General features: G+C 65.6%; 15 protein-coding genes and 1 pseudogene. 10 read left to right on the top strand and 6 right to left on the bottom strand.

What is annotated here, in order from left to right; translation table 11 throughout:
* Nucleotides 1–157: 157 nt before the first annotated feature.
* The gene (gene prfB / locus BLU88_RS07280) at nt 158–1,288 is read right to left on the bottom strand and encodes a peptide chain release factor 2 (protein WP_092011860.1); all 1,131 of its coding nucleotides are present in this window, start codon (nt 1,286–1,288) and stop codon (nt 158–160) included.
* 12 nt (nt 1,289–1,300) lie between these two features.
* Nucleotides 1,301–1,726, bottom strand: coding sequence for a ferredoxin reductase domain-containing protein (locus BLU88_RS07275; protein WP_157689020.1), 426 nt, complete (start codon nt 1,724–1,726; stop codon nt 1,301–1,303).
* 746 nt (nt 1,727–2,472) lie between these two features.
* On the opposite strand from BLU88_RS07275, the gene BLU88_RS07270 reads away from it, so the two are divergent.
* The 8 genes from BLU88_RS07270 (at nt 2,473) to BLU88_RS07235 (ending at nt 11,274) form a co-directional block, all read left to right on the top strand.
* Nucleotides 2,473–3,696, top strand: a complete 1,224-nt coding sequence (locus BLU88_RS07270; protein ID WP_092011854.1) for a CpaF family protein — start codon at nt 2,473–2,475, stop codon at nt 3,694–3,696.
* Nucleotides 3,693–4,670 (top strand): type II secretion system F family protein, encoded by a 978-nt coding sequence (locus BLU88_RS07265; RefSeq protein WP_092011851.1) that lies wholly within the window; start codon nt 3,693–3,695, stop codon nt 4,668–4,670. The genes BLU88_RS07270 and BLU88_RS07265 overlap by 4 nt, the downstream gene beginning before the upstream one ends.
* Nucleotides 4,667–5,605 (top strand): type II secretion system F family protein, encoded by a 939-nt coding sequence (locus tag BLU88_RS07260; RefSeq protein ID WP_092011848.1) that lies wholly within the window; start codon nt 4,667–4,669, stop codon nt 5,603–5,605. The genes BLU88_RS07265 and BLU88_RS07260 overlap by 4 nt, the downstream gene beginning before the upstream one ends.
* A gap of 101 nt (nt 5,606–5,706) precedes the next feature.
* Nucleotides 5,707–5,985, top strand: a complete 279-nt coding sequence (locus BLU88_RS07255; protein WP_092011845.1) for a hypothetical protein — start codon at nt 5,707–5,709, stop codon at nt 5,983–5,985.
* Nucleotides 5,986–6,028: 43 nt separating this feature from the next.
* Entirely contained in the window at nt 6,029–6,442 is a 414-nt protein-coding gene (locus BLU88_RS07250; protein WP_092017289.1) for a TadE/TadG family type IV pilus assembly protein, read from the top strand.
* A complete protein-coding gene (locus BLU88_RS07245; protein ID WP_092011842.1) occupies nt 6,435–6,899 on the top strand; it encodes a hypothetical protein in 465 nt (154 codons plus the stop codon). The genes BLU88_RS07250 and BLU88_RS07245 overlap by 8 nt, the downstream gene beginning before the upstream one ends.
* Nucleotide 6,900: 1 nt before the next feature.
* Nucleotides 6,901–7,374, top strand: a complete 474-nt coding sequence (locus tag BLU88_RS07240; protein ID WP_092011839.1) for a pilus assembly protein TadG-related protein — start codon at nt 6,901–6,903, stop codon at nt 7,372–7,374.
* A gap of 144 nt (nt 7,375–7,518) precedes the next feature.
* On the top strand, nt 7,519–11,274 hold the full coding sequence (locus BLU88_RS07235) for an FtsK/SpoIIIE domain-containing protein (protein ID WP_092011836.1): 3,756 nt from the start codon (nt 7,519–7,521) through the stop codon (nt 11,272–11,274).
* On the opposite strand, the gene BLU88_RS07230 is transcribed toward BLU88_RS07235, so the two are convergent.
* Nucleotides 11,248–12,288, bottom strand: coding sequence for a GNAT family N-acetyltransferase (locus BLU88_RS07230; RefSeq protein ID WP_092011833.1), 1,041 nt, complete (start codon nt 12,286–12,288; stop codon nt 11,248–11,250). The genes BLU88_RS07235 and BLU88_RS07230 overlap by 27 nt on opposite strands.
* 44 nt (nt 12,289–12,332) lie before the next feature.
* On the opposite strand from BLU88_RS07230, the gene BLU88_RS07225 reads away from it, so the two are divergent.
* Both BLU88_RS07225 and BLU88_RS07220 read left to right on the top strand, forming a co-directional pair.
* Nucleotides 12,333–13,142, top strand: a complete 810-nt coding sequence (locus BLU88_RS07225; protein WP_092011830.1) for a purine-nucleoside phosphorylase — start codon at nt 12,333–12,335, stop codon at nt 13,140–13,142.
* Between the two features lie 72 nt (nt 13,143–13,214).
* A pseudogene (locus BLU88_RS07220) lies at nt 13,215–15,025 on the top strand (phospho-sugar mutase).
* A 68-nt stretch (nt 15,026–15,093) separates the two neighbouring features.
* Here the strand turns inward: BLU88_RS07220 and deoC are convergent.
* From deoC to BLU88_RS07205, 3 genes are all read right to left on the bottom strand, one after another.
* Entirely contained in the window at nt 15,094–15,741 is a 648-nt protein-coding gene (deoC, locus tag BLU88_RS07215; protein WP_092011827.1) for a deoxyribose-phosphate aldolase, read from the bottom strand.
* 98 nt (nt 15,742–15,839) lie between these two features.
* The gene (locus BLU88_RS07210) at nt 15,840–17,126 is read right to left on the bottom strand and encodes a thymidine phosphorylase (protein ID WP_092017287.1); all 1,287 of its coding nucleotides are present in this window, start codon (nt 17,124–17,126) and stop codon (nt 15,840–15,842) included.
* A gap of 108 nt (nt 17,127–17,234) precedes the next feature.
* The gene (locus tag BLU88_RS07205) at nt 17,235–17,741 is read right to left on the bottom strand and encodes a cytidine deaminase (RefSeq protein ID WP_092011824.1); all 507 of its coding nucleotides are present in this window, start codon (nt 17,739–17,741) and stop codon (nt 17,235–17,237) included.
* Between the last annotated feature and the right edge of the window lie 7 nt (nt 17,742–17,748).

The raw sequence follows: 17,748 nt of genomic DNA, 5'->3' as shown, positions 1-17,748 counted from the left end.
TCCACTGTACGTAACACTTCCGTGATGTTCGCGGAGGCGGCCAGGCGTGTGTTGCGATCAGATGAAGTTCACAGTCGCCTCGGTGACGGTCGATCCCTCACCGAGGCGGCACCGCTCAGTTCCCGGTTCTGCCCGGGCCCCAGACCGGCCCGAGGGGTCAGGCTCCGGCTTCGGCCTCTTCGGCCATCTCCTGTTCCTTGCGCCAGCGGATGCCGGCTTCGATGAGTCCGTCGAGGTCGCCGTCGAACACGGCCGAGGGGTTGTTGACCTCGTAACCGGTGCGCAGATCCTTGACCATCTGGTACGGGTGCGTGACGTAGGAGCGCATCTGGTCGCCCCAGCTGGCCTTGATGTCGCCGGCCAGCTCCTTCTTCTGTGCGGCCTCTTCCTGGCGCTTGAGGTCGAGGAGTCGCGACTGGAGGACGCGCATCGCGGCCTCACGGTTCTGGATCTGGGACTTCTCGTTCTGCATGCTCACGACCACGCCGGTGGGGATGTGCGTGATGCGCACGGCCGAGTCCGTCGTGTTCACCGACTGTCCGCCGGGCCCGGAGGACCGGTAGACGTCGATGCGCAGATCGTTCTCATCGACCTCGACGTGGTCGGTCGATTCAATGAGCGGGACCACTTCGACGGCGGCGAACGAGGTCTGGCGACGCCCCTGGTTGTCGAAGGGGCTGATGCGCACGAGGCGGTGGGTTCCGGCCTCGACCGACAGCGTGCCGTAGGCATAGGGCGCATCGATCTGGATGGTCGCGGACTTGATGCCCGCACCTTCGGCATAGGAGGTGTCGAGTTCCTGGACCTTGTAGCCGCGGTTCTCCGCCCACCGGACGTACATGCGGGTGAGCATCTGCGCCCAGTCGGTCGCGTCATCGCCGCCGGCGCCCGAGCGCACGGTCACGACGGCGGAGCGCTCATCATATTCGTGGCTGAGCAGCGTTGAGATCTCGAGTTCGGCCAGCTGATCGTGCAGCTTCTTGATGTCGCGGTCGGCCTCTTCGAGCGAGTCCGCGTCGCCTTCGTCCTGGGACATCTCGACGAGCAGTTCGGCATCGTCGATGCGCTGCCCGAACTTCTCGAGCTTCTCCAGGGTGCCCTGCTTGTGCGAGAGCTTGGCCGAGGTCTTCTGCGCCGAATCAGGGTCGTCCCAGAACGTCGGCGACGATGCCTGCTCCGTGAGCTCGGCAACCTCGTCGCGCAGATTGTCCAGATCGGACACGTCGAGAATCGCTTTGTACGTCTGGCGGAGGTTGGCGATTTCAGAAGAGTAATCAGTGGAGGCCATAATGATCCGATTCTAGTGCATGCCCCCGCCCCGCCCAGAACCGACGGATGCGCGCCGAGGCGGGACCACCTCGGCGAGGTCGATGAAGCCTTCGTGGTCGGTTTCGTTCGCCGTCCGCGCACCGAGCTGCTCGTACCAGTGGTGCATCCGGGCGCTCGGCAGCTGGGCGACGAGGATCGGGGTGCAGCCGATGCCCGCAGAGACGAGCAGCAACGGGGTCTCGGCATCTTCGACGACGAGGTCGCCGTAGGGCAGGGAGGCGCGGATCATATCGCCTTCGAAGACTTTGCCGTGGATGAAGTTCGATACCTCACCTGCGGGGACGCCCGCCAAGGCGTGGCCCGGTCCGGCCTTGATCGTCACGGTCCAGGAGTCGTTCGAACTCGTCCGGGTGAGGCTGTACTGGCGAATCTTCCACGCCCCGTCAGACAGCTGCACCCGGGTGGGGATGTACTGCCCGGGAAGGGCCTGCTGCAGCGGACCGCCGTCGGGGCGAGCGAGGACGAGGCTGACGTTGTGCGGTGATTCCTGCCGTCAGCAGGTGACGACCAGGTCGGACCAGGCATCGACGACTTCGGGGGTGGCCGCGGTTGAACAGATCGCGCAGCAGGTCGGGGCGGGCGGTGAACATCCGCTCATAGAAGATCGGCGTGATGTCGCCGATAGCGGATCCGATGACCGGGAGTGCGCCCCTGATGACAGTGAGAGCGGTTTGGGAGATCACATCTGCTCCTCATGCGACAGTACGCCGACCACTCGGCATAATTCTACTAGTTGTAGAATACGAGATTCTTCGCACCGCTCCCAGCGCGCGCGGGCGAACACACAGCCACGACAACCCGGGTCTCACCTGAATCGACGGGAGCCCCTCGCCTGATGGTGCCGACGCAGAGCTCTTCGTCGGCAGCAAAAAGCGCCGCCAGCGGGAGATCTGATTCATCCCGCCGGCGGCGCGGCTCATATCGCGTCATACGAAGACTGGTGAGGAAAATATAGACCGACTCCCACCCCTACGCAAGGCGAAGAATCAACCCAACGACAAACATGAAACTACACGGTGAGCATTTGCAGAATAAATTCTCGGTTATCCACAGATTTCGGAATTCACTAGATTCTTCATTCGACTACAGATAGGTTAAACAGCAAACCACACTGTCAATTGAATGATCGGGCAAGGGTTCAGAGTGGAAGCCACCGAAGTCATCACCAGCGAGGTTCACAAACGGATCAGAGATCTCGATGTGGATCCCCGCGCCGATATTCAGCGCTCTCGCGAGCTCATTCGCACCGTCATCGCCGAATACGATGAGCGCAGCCTCGTCGCCGATCTCCCCCTGCTCGAGGACAAAGAGGCGACATTCCGCTACATCGATAATCAGCTGTCGGGATTCGGTGCTCTGCAGGACTACTTCGATGATCCGCACGTCGAAGAGATCTGGGTCAATTCGCCGAGCGAAGTCTTCATCGCCGTCGACGGGATCCATCAGCTGACGACGACGAAGCTGAGCTCCGGTGAACTCGATGACCTCATCGAACGGATGCTGCGGACCTCTGGCCGCCGCGTCGACTTGTCCCAGCCATTTGTCGACGCCATCCTGCCCGACGGGTCCCGGCTGCATGTGGTCCTGCCCGATATCACTCGCACCCATCCGGCCGTGAATATCCGCAAGTTCATCGCCAGGCCGCGCAATCTCGCCAATCTTGTCGCTCAGGGGTCGCTGACTGCAGGTGCCGCCGAGTTCCTCGACGCGGCCGTGGCATGCGGGGCCAACATCCTCGTCTCCGGGGCCACACAGGCGGGCAAGACGACGATGCTCAACGCCTTGGCCGGTTCGATTCCGGCCCGCGAACGCACGATCTCCTGCGAAGAGGTCTTCGAACTCAATCTGCCCAGCCGCGACTGGGTGCCCATGCAGTGCCGACAGCCCTCCCTCGAAGGCACAGGCGAAGTCACCCTCCGTGCCCTCGTCAAGGAGGCGCTGCGGATGCGGCCGACGCGCATCATCGTCGGCGAAGTCAGAGAGGCCGAAAGCCTCGATCTCCTCGTCGCCTTGAATTCAGGCCTGCCCGGGATGGGCACCATCCACGCGAACTCCGCCCGCGCAGCGATCACGAAGATCTGCACTCTGCCTCTGCTTGCCGGGGCGAACATCTCCTCGTCGTTCGTCGTGCCCACCGTCGCCGTCAGCCTCGACGTCGTCGTTCATCTGCGGCGTGATCCGTCCGGGGTGCGGCGGGTCGATGAGATCTGCGCGGTGCCGGGAGGAGTCGAAGGCGACGTCGTCGAACTCGATACGATCTTCCATTCGCCACGAGGACAGCTCATCCGCGGTCAGGGGTTCGGCCACCTCGGCGAGCGATTTGCGGCCATCGGCCGCGATCTTCACACCGTTCTGGAGGCGGCGTGAGCTATTCACAGTCCGCTCTGCTCATCGGTGCCTGCCTCGGTGCGGGGCTCTTCCTCATCTGGATGTCGATGTGGCAGCGACCGCAGGGCAAGCGGACCCAGTCGCGGTGGGTGCGCGAACTCGATGACATGCTCACCGGAGCCGGATTCCCTCGACTGCGTCCGGCTCACCTGTTGCTCATTTCGGTCGCGGCGTTCTGTGTGGTTGCGGTCGTGTCGACGGTGTTCACCGGTTCGTGGGCGATCGCGCTGTGCTTCGGGATCTTCGCCTCCTGGTTGCCGCATCGGGCGCTTCAGCATCGGGCGCGCAGCAGGCAGGTGATGCGGCGGGAGCTGTGGCCCGAAACTCTCGACCATCTCAATTCCGGAGTCCGTGCAGGTCTGTCCCTGCCCGAGGCGCTGAGTTCTCTGGCCCACCGCGGACCCGAACCGCTGCGACCGCTGTTTGAAGTCTTCGCCGAGGAATATCGGGCCAGCGGTTCCTTCGCCTTGGCGCTGGAGCGGTTCAGGCAGGTCAGCGCCGACCCGGTGGCCGACCGCATCGTCGTCGCGCTCAGCGTCACCCGGCAGGTCGGCGGCAGCGATCTGGGCACCATGCTGCGGACCTTGGCCCAGTTCGTCCGCGATGATGCCCGCACCCGCAATGAGCTCTCCGCCCGGCAGCAATGGACGGTCAACGGCGCCCGGCTGGCCGTCGCCGCACCGTGGGTGGTGCTCGCATTCCTGTCGACCCGACCCGAAACTGCGGTCGCGTACAACTCGCGAACCGGGCTGATTCTCTTGGCGGCGGGATTCGTCGTCTCTCTGCTGGCGTATCAGGCGATGAAGCGCATCGGCAGACTCCCGTCCGAACCCCGGGTCATCGAGGGCTCCTCGCTCAGCGCCGTCCACCGTCGCTTCGCAGGCGGTGCCGGCGGCTCGGGCGTCGGATTCACCGTCGACAATGATGACGTTGCGGACGGGCGGGCGGCGTGAACCTCCTCGGCGAACCCCTGTCGATCCTGGCCCTCGGACTCTTCAACGGCATCGCTCTGTGTGTCTTCGTCCTCTCCCTCCCGCCGCTGCGCAGACCGACTCTGTCCTCGCGGATCGCGCCCTATCTGCGGGATCAGGAATCCCTCGTCGATATCTATGCCCCGCCGACCCCGCGCACCGAAGGATTCTGGGGACTCGTGAAGTCATGGCTGGTCAGCTCGACTCTGTGGGTGACCTCGCGCATCACCACGGATGCGACTCTGCGGCTGCGCATCGACCGCCTCGGCGGCAATGCCACGATCGAACGCTTCCGCATCAACCAAGTGCTGAGCATCCTCGTCGGGATGATCGTTGCCAGCGGCCTGGCCGGTGTCCTGTCAGCACAGCGCGGTTTCTCCCCCATTGTCACTCTCATCCTCGTCATCAGCGGCGGCATCGCCGGGCATGTCTTCAACGACTGGCGACTCAGCCAAGCCATCGCCCGCCACGAATCTCGTGTGCTCGCCGAATTCCCCACCGTTGCCGAACTCCTCGCACTGTCCATCACCGCCGGCGAGGGAATCGTGGAGGCCCTAGAACGAGTGTGCCGCACCTGCTCCGGCGATCTCATCGACGAACTCCGCGCAGCCCTGGCCACCACCCGCACCGGCACGCCGTTGGTCGAAGCGCTCGACGCGATGGCCACACGAATCGCCATCCCCGAGATCGTCCAGTTCGTCGACGGCCTCGCGGTGTCGATGACCCGCGGCACCCCACTGGCCGAAGTGCTCCGCGCTCAAGCCGCTGACGTGCGCGAACAGTCCCGACGGCGGCTGCTCGAACTGTCCGGAAAGAAGGAGATCGGGATGCTGATCCCGGTCGTCGTCTTCGTGCTTCCCGTCACCGTGATCTTCGCCGTCTTCCCCTCCCTGACCGTCCTCGACCTCAGTCCGTAACGACCAGTCCCGCACCACCGACCAGCTCTGACCACACGACCACGCCCCGCACCACCGACCACGCGGATCGAACACTCGACCTCGCCCAAGAAGGAGACACGATGTTCCGCCAGTTCACCTACCGCCTCGTCCCGCTCATGCTCGGACTCATCCCCGGTCCTCCTCCGCGAGGAGGAACCACCGTCACCGAGGCGGCCGACCAGGGCATCGACCCGACCCTCACTGACGATGTCGACCGGCCCGATCGAGGGGACGTTCCCGGTTGGGTCCTCATCACCCTGATGACCGCGGGACTGGTGGTCGCGCTGTGGGCGCTGGCTGGCGAAGCCTTCACCTCGATGTTCCAAGACGCGATGAACAAGGTCCGCGGTGCCGGGTGAGTGCACGGTGACCAGAGACGATGAGACGGAACCGGGAGGACGAATGGCCTCGGCACCGGTGACAGGGGCAGGCGAGCGCAGCGATTCCGGATCCGCCGTCGCCGAATTCGCGCTCGTCGCCTCGCTGCTGGCCCTCATCCTGGCCGGAGCCCTGCAGATCGGTCTCGTCATCCATGTCCGCAACACCGTCATCGATTCCGCCATCGCCGGAGCAAGGCAGGCGAGTCTTGCGGATCAGACTCCTCGTGACGGGCAGAAACTCACCCGCGACCTCATCCGAGTATCCGTGGGCGAGCGCTATTCCCAGAAGGTCACCGTCTCGACGTCACAGCGCGGCGCCGTCGAGATCGTCGAGGTGCGGGTAACGACTCCGCTCCCGGTCCTCGGGCTGTGGGGACCGGCCGAGGTCTGGGAGCTGCGCGGACGGTCCATCGTCGAGGACATCGACCGTGACTGAGTCGGAGTTCGGTCAGGGTCTCGCGTCCGGCGGCGCAGAGCCCGGCGCCGCTGATGAGGGAACGGCGGTCATCGAGTTCATCTTCGCCTCCATCGTCCTGCTCATTCCGGTCATCTACCTCATGCTCGCCCTCTCCCAGCTGCAGGCGGCCAGCTATGCGACCACCTCGGCGGCTATGTCGGCCTCACGCATCGCCGCTCGCGATGCGAACCCTTCGGAGGCTCGCGCCCACGCCGTTGCCGACATGCATTTTGCGGACTTCGGGCTGCGGGATGCGCCGACCTCCATCACCTACTCGTGCACCGGACCCTGTGGACAGGCCGGCTCCCTCGTCACCGCACGCGTCGAGACGAAAGTGTCCCTGCCCGGGTTCCCCCTCCTCTTCGGCTCCGACCGATCTCCGCATATCACTCTGCGCGCGAGCCACACCGACGTCGTCGCCACAGGACGTCAGTGATATGCGGGCCTTGGGTGAGCACGGTTCGGAGCGATGTCGAGCATCGCAGCTCGATCATGAATCGGATGCCGGGTCCATCACTCCGCTGTCCATCGGCTTCGTCGTCATCGCCCTGCTGCTGGCCTTCCTCATCGCTGCTCTGACCGATCTGCACATGGCGCGCCGCGAGCTGCAGGGACTGGCCGATTCCGCGGCATTGGCGGCCTCGGATTCGTTCGAACCGGCTGCCGGTGACGATCCCGGTCTTGTGTTCTCACCTCCCGCGGCCAAACAAGCCGCAAGTCGATATCTCGGCGCGGTGCCGACCCCGAAGGACATGGGCGATCTGCGGCTGAGTGCCGATGCCGATGGGACGCATTCGGTGCGCATCCGCATCAAGGCCCGCTACTCTCCGGCGCTGCTCTCACCGTTCGTGCCCGGCCTCATCGACCTCCACGCCACCGCTTATGCCCGCGGTGCCCTGCGCCTCGACTGATCCGGGCAAGTCGTCGACTTCGACGCCGATTCCTGTGGGCGACTGCGCCACTCACACACCCTGAGGCTGTGGACCCTCGAGACGTTTCCACAGGACGTTTTCTTCCTCTTGCCCGCTCCATATGCTCGCAGTGAGTCTGTGGGCATGAGAACCCTGGGGCTCATCCATCGCGTCGAGACGAACGGAGCCATCACGAGCATCAGCGTCGAAGCCGATTCCGCCCAGCCGGCCGTCGACGTCTTCCGGTCTGCCTTCGGACCTGAGCTGACTCATCGAGACCTCATCGTCGGCAACCGAATTGAGAACCGCAGGCTCGAATCGATCAGCTGGGGTCACTGGCAGAGGCTCAATCCCATCACCGTCGTCGGTGCGCATTCTCTACGCACCACCGACGCCTGTGCCGACTCCGCACAGACGACTGTATCCGTCGTGGCGGGTCCCGACTCCGGCTTTACGCTGACTCTCGACCCAAGACGGGTCTGCTTGTCTCGGCTGACCCACGCCGATTGCCTGACCCTCGTCGACCCCTGCATCTCCCGCACCCCTCAACCGCTGCGTCTCGATGCCACCGGTGCTCAACCTGCGGTTCATGTGGGTGCGAGCGTGCTCGCACCCACCACAGCAGAAGGTTCGGCGGCCGGTGCTTCGTCCTCAACTGGCCGTTCGGCTCCGCTGATACGGTCCCCACCTCTGCAGCGCAGTGATGATATTCATATCGCACCGAAGACGATCGACGATCCTCGTCCAGCCAGACCCCCACAGTGGTGGACGTTCCTCATCCCCGTCGGCATCGGCGTGGTGTTGGCTGTGGTCACCGGAATGTGGTGGTTTCTGCTCTTCAGCGTCTCCGCCCCTCTCTCGGGATGGCTCGCCTACCTGGTGGAGAAGAAGCGCTTCACCCGCGACAGTGCACAATGCCGGCTCGACCGTGACGACGCCCTGGCTGAGGCGCGCACCAGACTGAGTCGTCTGGAGGCTAAGCACCGACACACGATCTTCTCCTCCCCTGGTCTGTGTCTGGGGTTCGGCACGGTCTTCAGCGATCTCACCATCGACGAACGCTTGCAGGACGGAACCGACCATGTCGACGGTCGGGTCGTCTGCGCCGATATGCCGATCCGCATCGATCCGCGCACGACGACGGTCACCGTAAGCGGAACCCCTGCAGTCCTGCGCACAATGGCCTTCGCCTGGCTGGCCGACCGGCGATTCAGGTGGCGGCCGAGTCCCGAACTCGCACTGCTGCCGGAGCTCGCTGGAACCGAGTTCTCCGCTGACCATTCCGCACACTTGCCCCGGTCCGACAACCATCCTGCAGGCACCGCTGATGACCCCATTCCGATCACCCTCGACGAGGCCGCTCACCCCGCCGTACTCACGCTCACCGCCCCGCATTCCGGTTCTGCGGTGTCGATGACGGTGGGAACTCTCGCACAGGCACGCACCACGTCCTCAACCGCACCCGGCGGCCCGGTGCCCGGACGGGCACTCATCGCCGCCCTTATGCCTGCTGCCCGATTCGTCACCCTGCACCGTAGTCGCTCGGCCGAAACCGAACCCCGAGCCTGGCCCGATCACGGACTCGGCGAACTCTGCGACGATGCGCCCGAGGCCATCCGGGATCGGTGGCGACATCCCGCTTCGGGACCGGTGCTGATCGGTCGCGGAGACGGCGGCGACGTCGGCATCGATCTCTTCGCCGACGGTCCCCACGCTCTCGTCGCGGGCACCACGGGAAGCGGAAAATCCCTGCTTCTCCAGACGTGGCTGCTGTCGATGGCCTTGGCACAGTCGCCTCGGCGATTGCGTTTCGTCCTCATCGATTTCAAGGGCGGAGCCACATTCTCCCCGTTGCAGGACCTGCCGCACACGGACAGCGTGATCGACGATTTCGACTCCGGGCTCGCCTTTCGCGCTCTCGTCTCGGTGCGTGCCGAGATCACCCACCGTGAACGGCTGCTGGCCCACCACGGGTGCGCCGATGTCGCCGACCTCGCCGATCCGCCCCCGCGTCTCGTCGTTGTCATCGATGAGTTCCATGCGCTGATGGCCACCCACCCGCGCGCCGCTGACCTGCTGGAACACCTCACCGCCCTGGGAAGGTCTCTCGGCGTTCACCTCATCCTCGCCACTCAGCGTCCCATGGGCGTCGTAACCGGGCAGATGAAGGCGAACATCAACATTCGTGTGTGCCTGCGGGTGCGCGATGAGACCGATTCCTTCGACGTCATCGGCACCGAGGCGGGCGCGTTCCTGCCTGCGGACAAGCCCGGTGCCGCCTGTCTGGACTCCGGTATCAGCATCACCCAGTTCCGCGTGGCGGTGCCCTTCGGACGTGACACCCGCACCGAGGCGGCCCTCCGCCCCCGTGTCCGGCCATGGGTCCGGGGTCCGGTTCCGTCCCTGGCCAGCGGAGTCGACGGGGTTGACGTTGACAATATCGTCGCAGCAGCCAGAGACAGCGCCGAGTGCGGGGAATCGTCGGTCCGTCGACAAGTGGTGCTTCCGCCTCTGCCCGCTCCGGAGGAGATGACGGCAGGGGCAGCCGGAGTTACGATCGGGAACCCCGATGGACCGGTGGCCGCATGCGGTGAGTCCGTCACAGCAGTAACGGGGATCATCGATCTGCCCGCCCAACAGGCGCAGCTGAGATGGACCTTCGATCCTGATGTGGACGGTTCGTCGATCCTCACGGGAGGCAGCCCCGAAACCGTGGAATCCGTGCTCGTGAATATGGCTCGGGCGGCGGCTGCGACGAGGCGGATCGTCGCGATCGGCAGGATCGCCGCGGCGCTTGACTGGGCAGAGATCAGCTGTGGAATGAACACAGGCTGGCAGATTCAGTCGGTCCTCGACCATCTCACTGTTGATGGGGTCCCGGGCAGGATCGCGCCCGTCGATGAAGGCACCGATACCTCGACGGACGCGGAGACGAGCCGACATCCGCCGAGCCTGCTTGTGTGCAGCAATTGGGCCGAGTTCGTCGACTCACTCGACCACTATTGGGCCGAACGAGCCGAACGACTGCTCGGACAGAGCACCGGATCGGATCTCGTGTTCCTGCTCGCCGGATGCCGGAACATGACGACCAGAAGTTCGCGGTTCGCCTCTCAGGTCATCTTCCCGCCCGATGCAGGCGAAGACGGGACGAGCTTCGGACTCAGCAGGCAGCGATTCGCCGGAAGTTGGCCCGATCTTCGCGCCGTCATCCGCGGTCCCCGCGTGCAGGCCGCCGGGGGAGAAGGCGCCGACGTGCAATTCGTACCCGGTGGCGCGACACGAAACGACTCGCTCGATTCAGGAGTGGAAAGGAACATCATCGGTGGCTCCTCCGACGATCCGAAGTCCCGCGGGGGATTCGCTCGACGCTGGCGCGGACTGGACCGTCCGGCGAGCAAGGACGAAGCATCATTCGGCACCAGCGCGTTGACGGACCGCATCCCCATCGGCGTCGACGCTTTCGGCGTCCTCGTTGTGTGGGAGCCTCTGCGGCACGGTTCAGTTCTCACGGTTCGCGGTTCTCCGCAGAGCGGCAAGACCGGATTCGCGACGTTTGTGGACCGCCTCGGCGGAGTTTCTGTCCACGACGATGCTCACTTGGAACCGGATCCGGTCGACTGGGATCTGCTCGACGGACGATTCCATGTGCTCACCGTGTCGACACGATTCACACCCAGCTATGGCTCCCCGCTGGCCAAGGCACAGAGTCTCGGGCCGCTGCTCGTGCTCGGTGTGCACACCAAGCAGGATCTCACCGGACTCGGAGTGCTGCGACAGGCCCCGCTCGACGGGCTGGCTGGGACGGGGTGGTTCGTCACCGAGGAACAGACTCGACCCGTTCGCCTCTTCAGTCCAACGAGAGTCGAGCCTGCTTCAGCTCACGTCGGCAGGAGGTCCTGAGAGAGTCTCATAACGGTAGAGCTCGGTCGCGGTCCCGGACTCGAGCAGACGGTCGGCGAGTGCCGAGACTACGGACATTCCGCTCGTGACCTCGATGACGACATCGGCGTCGACCGACAGCCGCGCCAGCAGAAGTTCGGCATCGGCGACAGCCGCAGCGAAGTCCTCGCCGCCTGTCTCGGCGGCATCATCACGGGTCTCGAACATGGATCCGAGAATGAGCTCAGTCGGCGGTTCCTCGTGGACCTGATCGACGACAGCGGTCCCGTCCCCGACACCGGCGCCGGCTCCCGGCTCACCGGCTGAGGGCAGAACTCCGGCAGCCTCATCGGCTTCCCGCGCATAGGACACGGCGAAGGCACTGAGCCCACCCGCCTCAGCGGTCCCGGCCGCACCACCTAGCAGCGCGGCACCGTGAGCACCGGCTGCCTCGGAGAGGAAAGCGCTGTTCACCTGTCCGATGGTCAGCGGACCGACGGCATCGTCGCGGTTGACGGCGGTGTACCAGGCGAGGAACGCCTTCGTCAGCTTCACCGAACCCGTCGCCACGATCTCGAGGTCCTCGGCCCGACCACCACCGGCCGGTGGCAGTGCACCGGCAGGCACTTTGATCACACGGGTCGTCGTCAGCGGGGTGAAGCCGAGCGCCTGAGCGAAGCCTTCGCCCGCGCTTCCGGCCTGCACACGGGCACGCAGATCAAGGCCCTCGAGCGCGGTTCCCCGGGTCTCCGCGCACACTGCCTCGAAGAGCTCACGCCCCTGACCATGGCCCTGCTCCTCGGCGGCGACCTCGACGTGGACCCACGCACGGTAGGGGTGAAGCGGAGATTCGGCGATCGCGGCGGCTCCGACGGGAACGTCGGGGACCACCTCGGCGATGACGGAGCGGATCAGCGGCGAATCGGAGGACGGACGGAACAGGGACCTGGCCATATGACCGGCCGGGGTGGTCGCATCGGCGAACACCTCATTGAGGCGCAGATCGTCACCGTCGTACAGCTCTCGAATCGGCATGTGCTCGCTCCTTGGGCGGTGGGGAACTTGATAATCTTGGCGTCATGACTGACTTAAGCGATCCTACCGCCGCCGCGCACGCCGCGGCCACGACCATCAACGCGAATGCGGGCATCGAATCGCATGACATCGCGCTCGTCCTCGGCTCCGGTTGGGGTGGGGCGGCGGACCTCCTCGGCGAGACCGTCGCCGAGATCTCCGCAGCGGAGGTTCCCGGATTCCACGCTCCCGCCGTCGAAGGCCACGGTGCGACCCTGCGCTCCGTGCGGATCGAGGCCAGCGGCAAGCATGCGCTCGTCCTCGGATCGCGCACCCACTACTACGAGGGCAAGGGCGTGCGGGCGGTTGCCCACGGTGTGCGCACCGCAGCGGCTGCGGGCTGCTCCTCGCTGGTGCTGACGAACGGGTGCGGCGGACTCAACCGCAACTGGGCACCCGGCACTCCCGTGCTCATCTCCGACCACATCAATCTCACCGGGACCTCCCCGATCGAGGGCGCGAACTTCGTCGATCTCACCGATCTGTACTCTCCGCGCATGCGGGCCATCGCCAAGGAGATCGACCCGACGCTCGACGAAGGTGTGTACGCGCAGTTCCGCGGACCTCATTACGAGACGCCCGCCGAGGTGCGCATGGCCGGGATCCTCGGCGCTGATCTGGTGGGCATGTCGACGACGTTGGAGGCCATCGCCGCGCGTCAGGCCGGGCTCGAGCTCATGGGAATCTCGCTGGTGACGAACCTCGCCGCCGGCATCCAGGAGACCCCGCTCTCCCATGCCGAGGTCATCGAGGCCGGTGCCGCAGCGGCCCCGCGCATCTCCCGCCTGCTCGCCGATATCGTCGCGAAGCTCTGAGTCTCAGCACCGACGACACCAGCACTCCCCTACCTCACCCCTTCTTCACCGCAGACCCGAAAAGGACGGAACATGACCCGCGTAGCCGAAAGGTTCACGAATGGATTCGACGCCGAGGTGGTCCGCGCCTGGATCGCCGATGACCCCGACCCGCAGACGGCCACCTCCTTGGAGCACATCCTCGCCGAGGCGGAGGCCGGGGATGCGGCTGCGGTCGCCGATCTCGAGGACCGGTTCTCAGGTCCCCTCGTCTTCGGCACCGCCGGACTGCGCGGTGAGATCGCTGCCGGTCCGAACCGGATGAACCGGGCCGTCGTCATCCGAGCGGCCGCCGGTCTGGCGGCATTCCTCGCTGAGACCGTCGGTGAGGGATTCCGCGTCGTCATCGGCTGCGATGCCCGCTACAAGTCCGCGGAGTTCGCCGCCGACACCGCCGCTGTCGTCACCGCCGCCGGCGGAGTCGCGATCCAACTTCCCGAGCAGTTGCCGACCCCGTTGCTTGCCTTCGCGCTGTCGCATCTCGAAGCCGATGCGGGAGTCATGGTCACGGCCAGTCACAACCCGCCAGCTGACAACGGCTACAAGGTCTACCTGGGCAAACGTCCCCTGCTGGCGCTCGGCTCAGAGGCCGACGCCGAGGAGGGTGCGGGCGCTCAGATCGTCAGCCCGGCCGATTCGCTGATCGCCGAGAAGATCGCAGCCGTCGAATCGGTCGCCTCGGTGCCGCGTGCGGACTCCGGATGGGAGCACCTCGACGAGTCAATCGTCGAGAACTACCTGACACGAATCGACGAATTGGGCGTGCGCGCGGAGGCGGAACTGTCGATCGTGCTCACCTCGCTGCATGGTGTCGGTGCCGGTGTCGCCGAGGTTGCCCTGACCCGCACCGGCTTCACCGACCTTCACCCGGTAGCCTCCCAACAGGCCCCGGATCCGGACTTCCCGACGGTGTCCTTCCCGAATCCGGAGGAAGCCGGGGCGCTCGATGAGTCCTATGCGCTTGCTCGGGAGGTTGGTGCCGAACTCATCATCGCCAACGACCCCGATGCCGACCGGTTCTCCGCGGCCATCCCGGACGAGTCGACGGCCATCGGGTACCGGCAGCTGACCGGCGACGAGGTGGGGCTGCTGTTGGGTGAGGACTTCGCGGGCCGACTCGCAGAAAGCGGTTCAGACGGCGCCGTTTTCGCGAACTCGATCGTGTCCTCCCGGGCTCTCGCAGCTGCGGTTAAGAGCCACGGTTTCGCCGCGGTGAACACACTCACTGGTTTCAAGTGGATATCTCGTGCCAGTCTCGGGCTTGTCTTCGGATACGAAGAGGCACTCGGCTACTGCGTCGACCCGGCTGCGGTCCGTGACAAGGACGGCATTTCCGCCGCGGTCACCTTCGCGTCTCTGGCCTCACGTCTAAAGTCTGCAGGCAGCAGCATCGAAGCCGAACTCGACCGGATCCGGCGCCGCGACGGCTACTTCGCCACCGCTCCTCTGTCTTTCCGCCTCGACGATGTCTCACTCATCGCCACGGCCATGGCGAAGCTGCGCGAGAACCCCCGGCCGCTCTCGCCGGTTCACCCGTCGCAGAGGTTCACGACCTGTCTGCCGGATATGAGGGTCTGCCCCCGACCGATGGAATCTTATTGCTCTCGGAGTCGAACTCGCGCGTCATCGTGCGCCCTTCGGGCACCGAGCCGAAGCTCAAGTGCTATCTCGAGGTCGTCGCCGAACCCTCGGAAATCCAGGCTGCGGCCGAGGCCGATGCACGTGCGGCGGCCAGCGCCGGAGTGCGCCTGCCGACCGCCTCGGCGAGCGCTTCGCTCAAACCGGCACTCAAGGAGCGCTTGTCGTCGATGAGCACCGAGCTGAAGACCTTCTTCGCCCTCTGACCTCCCTTACTACCTGACGGCGGCCCAGCTACCTCGCGCGAGGTTGCTGGGCCGCCGTCAGGTAGCAATTAGAGGGATTCTAGGATGGTTTTGCTGCCGGAGAGACCCAAGCGGCTTGCGCCGGCGGCAATCATCTCTTCGGCGGCCTCGGCGGTGCGGATTCCTCCGGAGGCCTTGACGCCGAGACGGTCGCCCACGGTCTCGCGCATGAGCGACACGGCGTGAGCGCTGGCTCCGCCGGCCGGGTGGAAACCGGTTGAGGTCTTGACGAACCCGGCACCGGCGGCCTCGGAGCGACGGCAAGCTTCGACGATCTGCTCATCGGTCAGCGCCGCCGACTCGATGATGACCTTGACCACGGCGTCCCCGCTGGCCTCGACGACACCGCGGATATCGGCTTCGAGTGCGTCGAAGTCCCCGGCGATGGCCTGTCCGATGTTGATGACCATGTCGACCTCGGCGGCACCGTCGGCGACGGCCCGCTTCGCCTCGGCGGCCTTGATCTCCGGCTTCACCTGACCGGACGGGAACCCGACGACGGTGGCCACAATGAGCTCACCCGGGTCGGTGACCGGCAGCATGGACGGTGACACGCAGATCGCGAGCACGCCCAGCTCCTTCGCCTCCGCCACGAGGGCATCGACGTCAGCGGGGGGCGCTTCTGGCTTGAGCAGCGTGTGGTCGATCATGGCTGCGACATCGGCGCGGCTGGTCATGGGGTTCCTCCAAGTTCGGTGATGCAGATTCTAAGGCTGTGGTTCCAGAGTAGTGAGGTCGGCGGCCGCGCAGCAGTGCCGCCGGCGTGTGATCAAGCTCAGGTGATCGTGTCGAAGACGATCGACTCCGGCACCGAGGCGGCGTCACCGCCGATCTCGACCGCAGAGTCCAGAGCCTCGATCGCCCGCTCGAAGCGTTCCGGGGTCGCCGTGTGCAGTGTCATGAGCCGCTGACCAGCCGTGACAGTGTCCCCGGGTTTCGCGTGCAGTTCAATGCCCGCGACATCCTGGACCGGATCTTCCTTCCGTGCCCGTCCGGCGCCCAACCTCCACGAGGCGACTCCCACCGAGAGCGCGTCAAGCTGGGTGAGCACCCCGGATTCGGTCGCGGTAACGACCTCGGTGTGCTCGGCCACGGGCAGAGCGGCGTCAGGGTCACCCTGCTGGGCGCGGATCATCTGCTTCCACTTGTCCATGGCCCGGCCGTCTTTCAGCGCGGCACGGACGTCGACATCGGTCTTGCCGGCCAGACGCAGCATCTCCTCGGCCAGGGCCACGGTGAGGTCGACGACGTCGGCAGGTCCGCCTCCGGCCAGGACCTCGACGGATTCGCGGACCTCGAGGGCATTGCCGACGGTCAGACCCAAGGGAGTGGACATATCGGTCAGCAGAGCTGACGTGTGAACACCCGCGGCCTTGCCGAGCTCGACCATTGTCCGGGCGAGCGCGCGGGCCTTCGTCAGGTCCTTCATGAACGCACCGGACCCGACCTTGACGTCGAGGACGAGCCCGGAGGTGCCCTCGGCGATCTTCTTCGACATGATCGACGAGGCGATGAGCGGAATGCAGTCCACCGTCGAGGTGATGTCGCGCAGGGCGTAGAGCTTCTTGTCCGCCGGGGCCAGACCGGTTCCGGCGGCACAGATGACGGCTCCGACGTCCTCGAGCTGATCGACGATCGCCTGATTGCTCAAACCCGCCTGCCAGCCGGGAATCGATTCGAGCTTGTCCAAGGTGCCGCCGGTGTGGCCGAGACCGCGACCGGAGAGCTGTGGGACGGCCACATCGAAGACCGCGACGAGCGGGGCCAGCGGCAGGGTGATCTTGTCACCGACTCCCCCGGTCGAATGCTTGTCCGAGGTCGGCCGGGACAGGGAGGAGAAGTCCATACGCTCGCCGGAGTCGATCATCGCCTGGGTCCAGTGCGCGATCTCTTCTGACTCCATGTCGTTGATGAAGATGGCCATGGCCAGAGCCGCCATCTGCTCTTCGGCGACGGCGCCGCGGGTGTAGGCGTCGATCACCCAGTCGATCTGCTCCTTGCTCAGGGCCCTACCATCACGCTTGGCGGCGATGACGTCGGCGGTGTCGAATGCTTCTACGATCACGGTCTCAATCCTTCGTTGTCGTCGAAATCTTCGTAGCCATCGGACCCTGCTGGCCCGATCCGGCCGTGGCCACGGCCAGGACTGCCTCGGCGCGGGGAATACCCCTCAGTGCTTGGCCTCATGCTCGCTGCGCTCTGCACTGAGGTGGTCGGGTCCGAAAGCGTCGGGCAGGACTGCGGACATCGGGGCGCGTCCGCTGGGCATGTTGATGACGAGGTCGTTGCCGCCGTGTTCGAACAGCAGCTGCCTGCACCGCCCACAGGGGACGAGGGTCTTGCCCTCCCCGTCCACGCAGTCGAAGGCGACGAGGCGGCCGCCGCCGGTCATGAACAGTTCGGAGACGAGCGAGCATTCCGCGCACAGGGTCACCCCGAACGAGGCGTTCTCGATATTGCAGCCGCCGACGATGCGACCGTCGTCGACGAGACCGGCCGCCCCCACCGGATAGTTCGAGTACGGCACATAGGCCCTCGTCATCGCCCGTTTCGCTTCTGCTCGCAGAAGCTCCCAGGTGCCTTCGCTGAGGTCCTCGGGACAGACGGGGGTGGGGTCCTCACTCCAGGCCGGGTCGGTCGACTCGGGTGCGGAAGCGCGGGGTTCGGGGACAGTCATGGGGATA

It is taken from the genome of Brevibacterium siliguriense, assembly GCF_900105315.1.
Classification (GTDB): domain Bacteria; phylum Actinomycetota; class Actinomycetes; order Actinomycetales; family Brevibacteriaceae; genus Brevibacterium; species Brevibacterium siliguriense.
Note: the sequence above shows the minus strand (reverse complement) of the source record. Positions and strands in the feature narration are given on the sequence as shown.

Bases quoted from the DNA above. Each gene is read 5' to 3' on its own strand.
- BLU88_RS07235 (WP_092011836.1), top strand. From the start codon at position 7,519: ATGAGAACCCTGGGGCTCATCCATCGCGTCGAGACGAACGGAGCCATC.
- BLU88_RS07250 (WP_092017289.1), top strand. From the start codon at position 6,029: ATGGCCTCGGCACCGGTGACAGGGGCAGGCGAGCGCAGCGATTCCGGA.
- BLU88_RS07205 (WP_092011824.1), bottom strand. From the start codon at position 17,741: ATGACTGTCCCCGAACCCCGCGCTTCCGCACCCGAGTCGACCGACCCG.
- BLU88_RS07240 (WP_092011839.1), top strand. From the start codon at position 6,901: ATGCGGGCCTTGGGTGAGCACGGTTCGGAGCGATGTCGAGCATCGCAG.
- BLU88_RS07225 (WP_092011830.1), top strand. From the start codon at position 12,333: ATGACTGACTTAAGCGATCCTACCGCCGCCGCGCACGCCGCGGCCACG.
- BLU88_RS07255 (WP_092011845.1), top strand. From the start codon at position 5,707: ATGTTCCGCCAGTTCACCTACCGCCTCGTCCCGCTCATGCTCGGACTC.
- prfB (WP_092011860.1), bottom strand. From the start codon at position 1,288: ATGGCCTCCACTGATTACTCTTCTGAAATCGCCAACCTCCGCCAGACG.
- BLU88_RS07230 (WP_092011833.1), bottom strand. From the start codon at position 12,288: ATGCCGATTCGAGAGCTGTACGACGGTGACGATCTGCGCCTCAATGAG.
- deoC (WP_092011827.1), bottom strand. From the start codon at position 15,741: ATGACCAGCCGCGCCGATGTCGCAGCCATGATCGACCACACGCTGCTC.